15 protein-coding genes are annotated in these 12,993 nt (G+C 60.4%); 1 reads left to right on the top strand and 14 read right to left on the bottom strand.

Annotated features, from left to right (window positions below):
• Positions 1-44: 44 nt before the first annotated feature.
• From ACOHX0_RS17000 to ACOHX0_RS16935, 14 genes are all read right to left on the bottom strand, one after another.
• The gene (locus ACOHX0_RS17000; protein ID WP_420678340.1) at positions 45-371 is read right to left on the bottom strand and encodes a GTA-gp10 family protein; all 327 of its coding nucleotides are present in this window, start codon (positions 369-371) and stop codon (positions 45-47) included.
• Positions 372-428: 57 nt separating this feature from the next.
• On the bottom strand, positions 429-851 hold the full coding sequence (locus ACOHX0_RS16995) for a phage tail tube protein (protein WP_420678339.1): 423 nt from the start codon (positions 849-851) through the stop codon (positions 429-431).
• A gap of 25 nt (positions 852-876) precedes the next feature.
• Complete coding sequence (locus ACOHX0_RS16990) at positions 877-1,338, bottom strand: hypothetical protein (RefSeq protein WP_420678338.1); 462 nt, start codon at positions 1,336-1,338, stop codon at positions 877-879.
• On the bottom strand, positions 1,335-1,658 hold the full coding sequence (locus ACOHX0_RS16985; protein WP_420678337.1) for a head-tail joining protein: 324 nt from the start codon (positions 1,656-1,658) through the stop codon (positions 1,335-1,337). The genes ACOHX0_RS16990 and ACOHX0_RS16985 overlap by 4 nt, the downstream gene beginning before the upstream one ends.
• Positions 1,658-1,996: a DUF2190 family protein gene (locus ACOHX0_RS16980; RefSeq protein ID WP_420678336.1), complete on the bottom strand. Its 339-nt coding sequence runs from the start codon at positions 1,994-1,996 to the stop codon at positions 1,658-1,660. The genes ACOHX0_RS16985 and ACOHX0_RS16980 overlap by 1 nt, the downstream gene beginning before the upstream one ends.
• Before the next feature lie 97 nt (positions 1,997-2,093).
• The gene (locus ACOHX0_RS16975; RefSeq protein WP_420678335.1) at positions 2,094-4,289 is read right to left on the bottom strand and encodes a head maturation protease, ClpP-related; all 2,196 of its coding nucleotides are present in this window, start codon (positions 4,287-4,289) and stop codon (positions 2,094-2,096) included.
• Positions 4,273-5,799 (bottom strand): phage portal protein, encoded by a 1,527-nt coding sequence (locus ACOHX0_RS16970; protein WP_420678334.1) that lies wholly within the window; start codon positions 5,797-5,799, stop codon positions 4,273-4,275. Before ACOHX0_RS16970 ends, ACOHX0_RS16975 begins: the two co-directional genes overlap by 17 nt.
• 3 nt (positions 5,800-5,802) lie before the next feature.
• Entirely contained in the window at positions 5,803-6,006 is a 204-nt protein-coding gene (locus ACOHX0_RS16965) for a hypothetical protein (RefSeq protein ID WP_420678333.1), read from the bottom strand.
• Positions 6,007-6,011: 5 nt separating this feature from the next.
• A complete protein-coding gene (locus ACOHX0_RS16960; protein WP_420678332.1) occupies positions 6,012-8,102 on the bottom strand; it encodes a phage terminase large subunit family protein in 2,091 nt (696 codons plus the stop codon).
• Positions 8,103-8,723: a terminase small subunit gene (locus ACOHX0_RS16955; protein WP_420678331.1), complete on the bottom strand. Its 621-nt coding sequence runs from the start codon at positions 8,721-8,723 to the stop codon at positions 8,103-8,105.
• Between the two features lie 150 nt (positions 8,724-8,873).
• The gene (locus ACOHX0_RS16950; RefSeq protein WP_222509213.1) at positions 8,874-9,500 is read right to left on the bottom strand and encodes a hypothetical protein; all 627 of its coding nucleotides are present in this window, start codon (positions 9,498-9,500) and stop codon (positions 8,874-8,876) included.
• Between the two features lie 330 nt (positions 9,501-9,830).
• The gene (locus ACOHX0_RS16945; RefSeq protein WP_420678330.1) at positions 9,831-10,529 is read right to left on the bottom strand and encodes a hypothetical protein; all 699 of its coding nucleotides are present in this window, start codon (positions 10,527-10,529) and stop codon (positions 9,831-9,833) included.
• A 582-nt stretch (positions 10,530-11,111) separates the two neighbouring features.
• On the bottom strand, positions 11,112-11,873 hold the full coding sequence (locus ACOHX0_RS16940; RefSeq protein ID WP_420678329.1) for a primase-like DNA-binding domain-containing protein: 762 nt from the start codon (positions 11,871-11,873) through the stop codon (positions 11,112-11,114).
• Between the two features lie 101 nt (positions 11,874-11,974).
• Positions 11,975-12,223 carry a hypothetical protein gene (locus ACOHX0_RS16935; RefSeq protein ID WP_420678328.1) on the bottom strand — a complete coding sequence of 83 codons (249 nt, stop codon included), beginning with the start codon at positions 12,221-12,223 and terminating at the stop codon, positions 11,975-11,977.
• A gap of 324 nt (positions 12,224-12,547) precedes the next feature.
• On the opposite strand from ACOHX0_RS16935, the gene ACOHX0_RS16930 reads away from it, so the two are divergent.
• The gene (locus tag ACOHX0_RS16930) at positions 12,548-12,988 is read left to right on the top strand and encodes a hypothetical protein (protein WP_420678327.1); all 441 of its coding nucleotides are present in this window, start codon (positions 12,548-12,550) and stop codon (positions 12,986-12,988) included.
• Positions 12,989-12,993: the final 5 nt, after the last annotated feature.

The raw sequence follows: 12,993 nt of genomic DNA, 5'->3' as shown, positions 1-12,993 counted from the left end.
GACCCGGTGCAGCTCAAGCCAGTCCCAAACCGCCGCCCCGCCGTCTACTTTCCCGGCTCGCCCTCAGCGTCAGGGAAAGCCGCAAGAACCGCATCGCTCATGATGCTGTGCTCCTTGCCCTTCAATTGGTCGATCAGGCGCCCTGCGTCTTTGATCGTGGCATCCTCGCGATCCTCAAGCATCAGCGCCCAGAACATCAGGCGGGTATCCTTCATCTGGATCTTGCCCGTGTCCCGGAAACGATCAAGGAAGTCCTGAATGCCACAGCCCACTTTTTCTTCCAGCTCGCAGATCGAATTGGTTGAAAGGACAAGCTTGATACCCTTGCCGTCGAATTTCGCGGAGATCTCGCCGCGCACCTTGTTCGCCATCAGAGCGCCTCTTTTCTGTATTTGAAATGCGAAGGGCGGCACCGGGCCGCCCTTCAGTTACGCGCTCAGCGTCGGCTTGCCGGAAGCCTTCACGGTGAACTCCCCGGCCATCGTGGTTGGCGAAGGGTCGCCGGGCTTCCAGGACTGAGGAATGCCGGAAAAATCCATCTTGACGCCATTGGGATAGGTGATGCGGAAATCACCCTTGCCCGCAATCATCGCGGCATAGAGCGGATCCGCAGCCGACGGGACATAGTTGAATGCAATGGTTGCCGGATCTGTATCCAGCAGGCCCGCGATGTACTCCCGGAAATCATCCGGGCTTTCCAGGTGGGTCGTGTCGATGGTTTCGCGGGTGATCGTAAGCGAGGTGATCCCCGTTACCTCGCCCACTTTGGCGTAGCCAATCGAGCCGCCATCAAATCCATCGCCGATGGAAAAGGTAGCGCCCATGCCGATCTGTGCCGAAGTCACAGGCATATCAGATCCTCCGAAATTTCAGGGGTTAAAGGGATGGATCATCCGGCGTGGCGCCAAAGACAATCTCATAATTCATGATCCGCGTGCCGACGACCGGCGCGCCATTGTTGCGCGCGATCTCCACCGACAGCAGGCGGCAGGACTTGGCGAGGCCGAACGTTCCCGCGGCCAACACCTTTAGCTCAACGGCAAGCTGCATATCATCCAGCTGATCCATCGGATCACCGCCGGGGCGTGCCATCAGTGCCACCGCAAGGGAAAGGCTGCGCTCCACCTCGCTTATGCTTTGGTTGTGGTCCAGCCCCTCGCCAGTGGCGAACACATAGAGGGCGGGCAGCTTTTCATCCTTGATCACCCAGCCCGCGGGCAGCGTGTCCAGGATCTTGACAGCAATGGCCTCGCCACCCTCATCAACAGTGAACTCGCCCGCCAGGATCGCAGCCTTGAAGCGATGCCGCAGCTCTTTCGCAATCAGCGTGTCGCTCACGGCATTTCCTCCAATTCCGCAGTGATCAGCGCATCAGAGGCCGGGCTTGAGCTTTCTTGCTCAAAGAGGAATTTGTAGATCTGCCCGTCTTTCGGGTCGATCAGATCCCCCCCAGCGAGATCCGCCATCACTTCGCGCGAGGCGCGCAGGGTTGGAACAAGGCTTTCGATCTCAGCGCCATCCGCCGCCGGTGTACGGAACGGAACCTTGCGGAAAATGGCGGTTACATCGCGAGCCTGCGGCGTGCCGTAGTGGATGGTGACGGTGCCGCCAAAAGCGCGCGCCAGCGCGCCAGCGACACCGCGAAACGGCCCCTGCATCAGGTGGTGGCCGCGCCGCCATCCAGCAGGACAACGCCGGTATCGGACGGATCCGCCGCAACCTGCACGGCAAGGCCAACCAGGGTATTGCCGCTGGCAACCGTGGTGCATTCCTTGGCCGTGTCGTTCCAGTATACCTTGGCGCCGACAGTCCACGCCTGCGCCGACAGTTTCGGCAGCTCGAACACGCCGCGGCGCACGATGGTCACGGTCTCGCCGGTCAGCGCGTCAGCAGTTGCCACGCCAAACAGCGAGCCAACCAGAACACCCGCACCGGAAAGCACATCCGCGGGAGCGACGAGGCTGATATTCTCGCCCGACTGGATAAAGTTTTTCATGGGGTTTCCCCTTTGCATCAGAAGGATTGAAAGTGCGAAACGCAAAGGGGCGCCTCAATCGGGCGCCCCTTTGCGAAATCAGCCGTCAGGCCAGGAATTAGCCGCGGCGGTAGGCCCCGCGGAACTCTGCCGCCGTGGCGCCGAAGATGTGCCGGGCGGTCATGCTCACACCATCCGGGTTCATGCCCTCTTTGGTCATGACCGTCGGGGCCTCATAGCCATCCAGGAAAGCGTGTTCCAGAACAGGCAGATCAGAGGCGAACAGATACCAGCGGCTATCCGAGCCGCCAGCCGCCGCACCAAGCGACGGCTCAACCGCCGGGGTCAGGGTGGAACCAAACGGGTTTGCATCTGCGGCCTTGGCCGGGGTGGCCGCAGCGACAAACTGCAGCGCCTCAGTCTCCAGCGCAGGCGGCGCAAACAGCAGATCCGGCGAAACGGCGATGAAATCATCCTTGTCTTTGGACCCCGCCGGGCGCTGCTCCCACATCGCCTTGCGGCCTTGGCCAACTGTGGCCACGCTGATTGCACCGGCTGCACCAAGGTTGCCGTGATCGGCATGGAACAGGGCCGTGCCGTCGCCAGTTTTGGCGTTGTCGCGGATCAGGCCCCAGGCAATCTTGCTTTCCAGTGTGCCGGCTGCCCGTGCGAAATCGCCCGGCAGACGCTCGAACACGCCCATATCGTCATTCACGATGGCCTCAAAGGTCAGGTTGATCTGGCGCCCGTATTTCGCCACCTTCAGGCCCGATGCCTCATCGGTGATGGTGGACTGCAGGTATTCGCCGTTTTCACCCACCGGCTTAAGCTGGAAATCACCGCCCGCGGTAATCGAATGCATGGCGCGGAAGTCGGACGCGCTGCGCTGGCGCGAGATCCGGCGCCACGTCGAGGCCCGGCGCTCATAGGCCGCGCGCAGGGTGCGGTTCATCACCTCAGTGGTGATATAGGCAAAGTCGGAGACGCCCATGGCGCCCGACATGATCGAAGTGCTGCGCAGACCCGCACGGATTGTCTCGATCTCATTGAAGCCAGCGGAGCCGCCCGCAAGGTGCATCGCCAGATTGCGCAGGCGCATCCCGCGGTATTGCTCCGCCGGGCCTTCCAGGGCGTGCATCAGCGGGTTGGCGCGGTGCATCAGCGCACCAATCATGCCCTCAACCTGCGTCTGCGCCTCATCGCGCCGGATCTCGACACGGACACCACGGGGCTGATTGGCCGACATGACCGCCAGGATCCGCGCGTTCGCCTGTTCCAGCGTGGTGCCGTCGTGGCACATGCGGTCAACCTCCGCCTGCTGGATGTGCGCCATGAAGGGCGCAGCGGCCTCGCGGATGCCCTGCTGACGGGCGCGTTCTGCGGCAACCGCATCCGTGGCGCTCATCTGCGGAGCGGGGGCCGGGGCAACCGGAGCCGGATCCTGCATCACAGGCGCCGAGGCAGGGGCCACGGGCGCAGCCGGGGCAGATGCCGGGGCCGGAGCGGCGGGGGCCGGAGTGGCCTGCATCTGCGGCGCCACCAGGGCACCACCAGCCGCCGGAGCTGCAGGAGCCACCGCACCGGGCGCTTGGGTATTGGGTTTCACCATGTTCACAACCTCATTTCCATTGGGCATCTGCCCGGTTTCTTGGCTTGCGCCATCGCCAAGGCCCGCCTCTTGGGCCTCGAATTTCATCTGCGCCTCTTGGGCGCGGTTGAACGCCGCGCGCGCTGCACGCTTGGCAGCGTCGTATTGCATCACCGGATCCACATCCGCCGCCGCATCCGAAGCCGTGACAGCATCGGCAAACCCCGCCGCAACCGCCTCTTTCGCGTTGAACATGGTTTCCGCCTTCATGATCTCGCGGGCGGCCTCAGGCGTGATGCCAGCGCGGGCCGCATAGACAGCCGCGTAAGCGTCTGCCATAGCGCTCAGATCATCCGCTGCAGCGCGGAGCTGATCAGGATTGCCATAGGCCGGTGCGGACGGATCATGCACCAGCATCAGCGAACCCGCCGACATTTCGGTGCGATCCGCTGACATGATCATCAGCGATGCGGCGGAATGGGCGTTGCCTGTGACTTTAACAGTCACCTTGCCAGGGTGCGCCTCAAGCGCTGCCCGGATCGCCTCGCCCTCAGATGGCGAGCCGCCATCACAGTTGACCATGACAGTCACGTCACCCGAAAACTGCCCGAGGGCATCAATCACCATTTTCGCAGAAAAAAGGCCGGTATCACCCGGCCAGATCCAATCATCTTTGACGACTGTTCCAAACAGCCAGATTGCTCCGGCCTTAATCAGTTCGCTCATACTCGCTTTCCCCTTTCAATGAGCCAGTGAAATCCGCCGGATCATCCCCGGCGATAAGCTGCATGAGCGCGATCACCGCACGCATCCCGACTGACTGCCGTTCCTGATCGGCCATACCTGCGGCGAGGCCATCCAGGCGGGCCGCATCATCTTTTCGCTCCTGCGCGATAATGTCGGGATCCAGACCCATTGCGCGTTGCTCGCGGCTGAGGCTCGAAAGCCCGCCAGCGATCTTGGCGAGGATCGACGGAATTTCCTTGACCGGATCAATCAACGCGCGGCGCTGAGCGGTCCAAGACACTTCCAGCGGGCTAAGGCGCTTGCTCTGCGTCAGCCGGTAGGCATCCAGCGCCCAACGGCCAATGCCCGCGCAGAACTGCGCAATCATGATCTGCTCTTGCCATGTTTCAATGTTCTTATCCATTTCGAGCCGCCCGGCCCGCATGGATGAGTAATTGACCCGGCTCAGATCGCCGCTGAGGCTTTCATACGTGATGCCGATACCCATTGCGATTGCGCACAGCCCCAACCGCATCACCACGTCAAAATCGTCAACCTTGGGCGGATTGGTAAACACCACATCCTGCCCCTGATCGGCGTAGACCAGCGCGCCCGGAGACATTTTTTCAAGCCCCGGCGCATTCTTTGGAAGCTTTTGGCCATCAACCGGCTTGATCACTCCCGCTAGCAAAGCGGAGATTTTCTGCTTGAGGATCTGCGCCTCCTGATAGTCGCGCATTTCCCCAAGTGTCACCATCACCGGGGCCAGCCAGGGTACACCGCGCATCTGGCCGGGCCGGTCAATCCGCCGAATGTGCAGAACATGCTCCGCCGGGATCCGTTGCGTCTTAATCGAGATCTTGCGCGATGCTGAGCCGGGATGCTGCTCATAGAGGTGATAGGCCACCGCAACGCCGTCAGCGTCAAATTCGATGCCATCCCGCACTTCATTGCCGTCGTGATCAGAGATCACCGTGTTCAGGTGATCGACTTCCACCAGCTCAACAGCCAGGGGCAGCGCCCGACCGTCATTCGTGCGCACATGCCGGATCGCCAGCACCTCGCCGCTTTCAAACACGCTGTTCATAACAACGGTTTGCATGGAGGAGAGGTTCAAGGCCCGGTGCTTATCCAGATCGGTTGACTGCAGGAACGGCAAGATCTTTGCAGCCGCAAGATCAGCCTGTTTCTTGCTCCTGCCGGTGATGGATGGCGTGATGCCGGATCCAACAACGTTGTTTGTGATAACCGATTGCGCCCGCTTGGCAAACGGTGCGTTGCGGATCATATCGCGCGAGCGCTGCCGCATTGTACCGCGCCCTCTGCGCGATGCTGCATCCGCATCCGTTGCCGGAGCGCGCCACCCCTTGACGCGGCGGCCATTGCTCGCCGCGTCATAGTTCATAAGGATATTTGCCTCAGCCCTGGCTTGGATCCGGGACAATCCGCGCTGCGGCGAAACCGCAAGGATTGCCTTATCCAGCATAGAGGCGCCGCTGAAATGCATCATGCCTTAAAGCCCCCGGTCAGTGGACGCATAAACCAGCGGCACCGCAGGGCGGACCGGTTCAAGATCCGCCTCAATCATGGACTGGATCCGGCGCAGATCAGTCAGGTTGCGATAGCGAACCATCTCCCCGGCGATCATGGCTTGATCCAAACCGCCCGAAATTATGGCCTTGATATTCTCAAGGTCCTGTTGTTTGTATTTCGCCATGCAGCTCACTCCAAGAAACTGATTTTGCGGGGCACCTTCATTTCGGGTCGCACCGGACCCTCTAACGGCTCAGGCTCACCGCCGTCGCCCAACGGAGCCGCAAATGTGTTTGACAGGCCGCCCTGCGCCCAATCATGCGGATCCTCAGGATCCAGGCGCAGCAGCCCTTTGTGTTCAGCCAACGCCTGCGCGTAGCTGCTGAGGTCGATGCTTTCGTTTCGGGGCTGTAATTTCTCATAGCCCTTTTCGGTCCAGCGCTCCGCCGTGAACTCTTTCAGCGGATCCTCCGGCATCCAGTCGCCTAACATCAGGGAACCGGGGCCGCCGTCCTCGCGATCCAGGGCAGAGAAAACCGTGTCTTTCAGCTTGTCGGTTGCGATGTTCAAAAGCTTGATATCGCGGGCCTGCCCGCCGTCGCTCTTGCGCTCCGGCGCCTTATACCAGACCCGGCCCGAAACTCTGTAGCCACCGTGCCCCCGCACGAAAAACCAGCGATCCGCCTCGCCTTCCTCCCGGCGATCCTGCCAGAATTGCGTTGCCCGGTCTGAAACACCCGGCTTGCCGTGGAAGTCACAAGCCATTGCCATCGGGATCAGGCCGAAATCCTGCCCGTCAACAGCGTAAGGCGTGCGAAGCACCGGCAGCAGCACATCCCAATCCTCAATGTACTTGTGCGGCTCAAGCACCCGGCCCTCTGCAAGCGGCGCATCCGATGGCGGCTTGAACAGGTCGAAGCGATCAATGATCAGCTTGCGGCCATCCAGGCCAAAGGCCGTGATCTGCACCACAAAGCGATTGCCCTGCACATCCGCCGAGGCGATCAGGAACCGCGCCCATTCCGGCGCGACCTTGTGCGCAAATGGCCGGCACATCCGTTTCAGCGCCTCAAGGGTCAGATCCCCCTCAGTGCTGAGCGCCCGCGGGACATAGGCAAGCCCCATATCCGTATTCACGACAACCTTTAGCGTTTCCTCATCGCCGCCCGCATCAACCGCCCGCTTGGCGGTTTCGTATTTCGAGACGATCCGTGCCCAGGATGCAAAGGCCGCTGCCGCGCCGTTCAGGTGATAGCTCACCCGCTCGCTTTTGCGCACCTCGCCGCTATCAATTCGGGCAAGCCCGCCCTCAGCGGTTTCGTGCAGCCAGTACCCTTTGCGGTTCAGATCAACCTTTTGATCATGAGTGATCCAGCAGCCGTTATGCGGGCACACCATCACCGCGGCCTCACCGGCCTCAGCCGGTGATAGGCTCTTGTCATAGTGCAGCTTGTCAGTGTGCGGCTCGAATGCCTCGCCGCACTCAGGACAATCCCAATACCAGCGCGCCCGAGTGCCGCCGTTGTACAGCTCAAGGATCCCCGAACAGGGCGGGGCCTCATGCGGGGTTGACGGCTTCCAATCCACCTCAGTGACCATGTAACCGGGCGAGGCTTCCGCAACAGTCATGCCGCGGGAGCCGAGCGTTTCCGTCCGCTTGGCACCCATCGCGAAGGGCGAACCCTCATTGCCGATGTTCAGTTTCATCCGGTCAATGTCGGTAAAAAGCACAACCTGCGTTGTGTTCCCCGAAAGAAAGTTCTTTGTCGGCGCGCCGATTATGATCTTGGCCCCGCCGATGAATTTCTTGCTCAGAATATTCCGGTCTGACCGCCCGGTGCCCTGCCGTTCGGCAAGATCTGGGCTGTTTTCGATCATAGGTTTCAGTTCCTCATCAACCCATGCCTCGCCGGAACTTTCGGTCATATGCACGATGCGGCAAACACAGGGATTGCACAGCACAATGTGGCTGACCGTCGAAAGCAGCATGACGGTTTTGCCCGCCCGCGCTGGACCCACAAAGATCACCTCGCGATAGCGGCGGGATGCCGTCATATCTGCAGGCTCATTCATGTAAGGTGTGACGTTCCGGTCAAAATCCACCCAACGCCCGTTTGCGTTGACCTTCATGTGTTTCTCTGCCGCTGCAATCACACCCATGCGGGCTGCAGGCGTCAGGGTTGGAAGCGCACGCACCAGCGGCACAGAGACACCGGCATAGGGCGGCAGCGGCGGCAAATCAGGGATCTCGCCGGGCCGCCGGTTAGGCATCACCACCATTCACAACAACCTCCCATCCAGCGGATCGACAACTTGCGTTTGATCCTCCCCCAGGGCCGCGGCCCTGATCTTGGCTTGGACGCTGCGAAGGATCCCGTCGTTATAGTCAACCGCCCGCTCGACTTGATCCCCGGTCAGGCTGAACTCACGTTCCAGCCAATCCGGTTGTCCATCCAGGCCCGCGCGGAACTCGCCAAAGATCTGATCCAGAAGCTCAACAACCTCATCCACATGGATCAGGGCGCCGCGGGCGCGGGCCGCTTGCATCCAAACAAGCTCAGCCTGCGCCATTTCTTTCCGCTGACCTGCAGAAAACCCCGCCGCCTGATCCCGTTGACCCGCGTTGAGAAATTCCATGCGCTGTTGCGATACAAAATCATCCGCGGCCTGTTTCTCAGCCTGTTCCCGCGCCTTGGTTTCTTCAAACCATCGCTTGCAGTCTGAGAACCGGAACTCATAGGCAACGCCGTTGCCGCCCTCGCCCTCAACCGGCATTCCCTTTTTGCGCCACTTGTCGATGGTGTTTTCTGAAACACCGAAGATCTGCGCAATCTGCGAGCGGTTCAGCAGCGGCTCAGCCGCGGCGGCCTCTGCATCTGCGGTTTCGGCTTCCTCTGCCATGCCGGAACCCCCTTTCTGTCAGGGGCAAGGGCAACAACAACATCAACCCTAATCTGTATCCCTGAGCATCATGAAACACATCAAAGCACCGGGGCGCGAATTACCCGCATGAGGCCAGGGGCCAGGAAGGACCCAAGGCCCAACACTCCCTTAGCGTGCGGTTTTCACTGCATAGGCCAGATGCTTTGCGATGGCGGGGCCGATCTCCCGGCTCGCCAATACCTTTGCCCGCGTCTCGAATTTGAGGCGCGGTGAATACTTCACAGCGGATTTGTAAACCGCCAAAAGCTTGAGGCCCTTGGCACGTTTGGTTCCGCGTGTGCCGTCCCGGCGCCGCCCCCGGTCTGGCCTCTGCCAGACACCGGCCACACCCTTCACCTTGCCAGAGAAAACGTTTGGCTTGGCGAGCTGGCGCTTGAGCGCGCCGCGGGGCATGTTGCCGTATTTGTTGAGGCGGGCGCCCACCGGCACAACCACTGCCTTGCGCTTCGCACGGCGCGTTCCGCCGGAAGCCTGCAGGGCCAGGTAATGGGATTGAACTTTCTTGAAGCCCACCACGCCGACAGGGCGGCGCTTGGAGGCGCGGGCAACAAACATCCCCCGCTTGGTGAACGGGGCGGGCCGGTCCAGATCGCGTTCTAAGCCGGATTGCTCAGCGTCGCGGATCTGACCGGCCACGTCATTGATACCTAGAGCGGTGGCGAACGGCAGTTGACTTGATGCAATGCTGTTCAGCCGCCGCTCTATGGCGCGCGTGTCTACGGACAGTTCAATCATGTGTAGGGTTTCCGGTGCGCGCCAAATTCAAAACTGTGGCCGCGCGCCCCGCACCTGAGGTGCTTAGGGCTGACGCGGTCCTGCCCCTTGGCGTGGGGCTTCAAAACCCGCTCTTGCGGGCGGCGGGAAATATTTGTGCTAAGTGGAGCGAGAACTAGGCTACTTCATGGCTGGAACCCCTTTTCGGCTGGCGCTGGTGACGGCAAAGAAAACGCCCGCGCTGCTGCTGCAGGGCGGGCGTTGCCGTCTGGACACACCTTTAATCAGTAGGTACACCTTATAAGGTGAGGTTCCGGGTTTTGTCAAACACTTTCCGAAAAGTGTACCGCGTTACGCATCCCAAGGCGTGGGCGCATCGCGCGCCACCAGCCCGAGAACACGGGCCATCAGCTCAAGATACACATCCGCCAGCGCGTTCAGCGTGGCAACATCCCGGCGATGGCCCGACCATCCCGCGTTCTGCAAGATCGCTTTCATGTCCGAGCCATCCAGGCAAATCGCATCCATCAGCGCGCGGGCGGTGATCGGCTTGCGGGCGCCCCCGCCCTGAGCGTTCGGCTTCAGTGCCACCCCCGCCCGGTCCAGCGCCTTTTGCACCGTCGAGATCGTGCCCGCATAGCGGATCCGGGTTGTCACCCCACCGTCATTGGTGGCCGCGCCGCCATCCGCCTTGCCGCCCTCAGCCGATGCGCCCGCCACAGATCCGACTTTCTCGACGGCATGAGCGTAAGCCTCAGCCGCAGCCCGGCGCGCGTCCTGCTCATCCATCCGGCGCAGCAAGGCTGGCATCCGCTGCCGGGTGGCCTGCACGCCCGGCGGCACCAGCTCAAAAGCTTCCTCTGCTCCGCCGTAGGTGGTTGGCGCCGGGGCGCTATCCTTGGCCTCGCACAACTCTGCCACTGCACGGGCCGGGCCGGGCGTGGCCCGCTCGCCGCTGCCGATGCCCACCAGCGCCCGCCGCTGCGCCCGGTTGGTGATGATGGCGATATTGACCCGCTCCGCGATCAGCCGCGCCGCTACATGGTTCATGCTCAAATCCTCTGTTCAGCCACAAAATCTAGTGAAACGCCTCAGGTACAGCCACCATATACGAGGTGCTATACGCCTTTAAAGGGGTTTCTTAGGGATCACACCAAGGGGTCAGGGATCAGGCAGGGACCACGTGTGCCCCGGACCCCTGCGCCCGCATCGCCTCTCAACCCCCTGATTTTTCTAACCTTTGTGTTTCACTTAGGGATCATAGGGACCATAGGGATCAAGATTTCCGTACACACACAGGAAAGATAAACACGCAAAAACGCGCCCGCACACACATAGGGCAAGGCCCCCAAAGTTTGGTCCCTGTGATCCCTGTGATCCCGGATCTCGCGTAACGCGCTGATATTTCTTTGCAAAAACCCGCACCCCTGGAATAGGCCACGTCCCGCCAAACTCGCGCCAAGTCCCTATAATCCCGCAGATCTGATTATTCCCTTCCCTTCCCGCCTACCTATAGGGGTCTTAGGGGTCGAAGCGTGCAGCCGGAAAAGAGGGGTGCGGGGATCGCAAGACACAAAAAAAGAGGCCGCCCGGTGAGGGGGCGGCCCTGTGGTAATTCAGCCCTACGGCCTATCAGTCGATCAGGCGCAGGCCACGAAACCCCGTATCGCTACGCTTTCCATGCCGGAAGCTGGCACCTGTATCAGGGCACTTGTACACCTCTGACAGCGCCTTGGCGCGCAAGCCAAAAGCACGGAGAGGGTGCGGTGGAACACCGCCCTCATCACAATAAGCGCAGTATGCCTCATACAGATCGCGGCTGCGGATCCAATCCGACTTGCGGCCAGAAATCACGCATTTATCCTGCAAGAACAGCAAGATATTATCCACCTCCTGCCCCTCCTGAACCACGGGCTGCGGCTGGATGCTGGGCGGCAAAGACGGCAACGGCAGCCGGTCATAAAGCCAGCTCGCGGCAGCCCTTCCCTTTGTCATGCGCACCTCACGCACCATGGTGAGATATGTTTGCGTATCCGCATCCAATTGGAAGCCGGGTTGCGCCTGCTCCGGCTGCTCGCTCAGCCGCCCATTACGCCATGCAACAAACAGGTTGATGATCTGCCGGGTTATGGCGAAAGCGTTTTCCGTCTTGCTTTGCGTGCAGATGTAGAACGTCTGATGTTCGTTCAGCCAGTATTCCCGAGCATTCGGGTTATGCTTGTCAACGCGCGACGGCATGGCGCGCGTTACCTCCCCAAAACTGCCCAGTGCCGCCAGGCACCTCAAAATCAACTTGCGGAAGTCTCGCGCCCGCGAGAAACCAAGCGCCTCTGCAATATCGGTATCCCGCATCCGGGGTTCACCGTTGAAATCTTGAATAGTCAGGTTCATCATGTCATGTCCTTTCTGAAAATAGGCAGCACGCCTTATAGGTGATAGAACGCCTTTAAAGATGTGCTGCAAGCCAAAATAGCACCTTTAAAGGTTTAGTTCGCCTATTCAGTGAACATATCTGCAGGGGTGAAAGCGCCCGACTGCTCCGCCATCAGCCTGTGCGACACGGATTTATTGTGCAGCGCAATTGCAAGGGCATCCAGGGCATCGCTGGCCTCAAGGTCAGGATCGCTGGCAAAGGCAGCCGCAACGATGCGCATTGCCTGCGCAAGCCCCTCCAACTCAACAGCGTCAGAGGCTACATTCATTGCGGCGGTCAGTTGGTTCAGGCATGGGGTATGAATGGTCATAATTGACCCTCTCTACGTTTAGGTTTCAAAACCCAGCCACGAGAGGTTCCAATCTCTGGCGGCCAGACACACAGGGTTGGAACTACCGCCCGTAGAAAGCGGCGCACCCGAAGGTGCCCCCATGCGCCTGACCATAAGAAAAGCCCACGACAAACGACGCAGGCTATCAGGCGTCTACGAACAGACAGGGTTCCAATCCTGGCAGACCCTTTTCCGATCTGCGCCCTTAGGTTGCCCATCCGTCGATTCCGTGTCAAGCCTTAGCAGAACAGAATTTCGAGAACGCCTTTTAGGCTTATACACACATTTTAAGGTGCACCTCAATTGAAAAACGCGATCCTGCTAGCACTTCTTCTGAGCGCAACATCCGCAGCCGCAGAAGATTACTCACCCGATCAGGTCAAGGCTGAATGCTCCGCCAAATGGGGAAGCCAGTATGACATGGTCAAGTTCTGCATCAACAAGCGCCAAGAGGGATGGACGGGCTACACCGCCATCGAAAAATCCCTTGGCGGCAACGCTAATTTTGCTCCCTCTCTACGGCATTGTGAACGCAAGTGGGATCAGCAGTGGGATATGGTTCTATTCTGCGCCAGAAAGCAGATGGAAGGGATGGGCGCCCTTGTTGATATTCTGGATACCCTTCCCGCCGAGATAGGGCGGGAAGTCGCGGGAACCTGCATCCCCAAATGGGAACCGCAATTCGATATGATTGCCTTCTGTGCGGAAAAGCAGTCCAGCGCATGGCGCGCACTCAATCAGTAAGCGCG

It is taken from the genome of Cribrihabitans pelagius (assembly GCF_048820915.1).
GTDB classification, from domain to species: domain Bacteria; phylum Pseudomonadota; class Alphaproteobacteria; order Rhodobacterales; family Rhodobacteraceae; genus Cribrihabitans_A; species Cribrihabitans_A pelagius.
The sequence above is the reverse complement of the archived record's forward strand: the minus strand, read 5'-3'. Positions and strand labels throughout refer to the sequence as shown.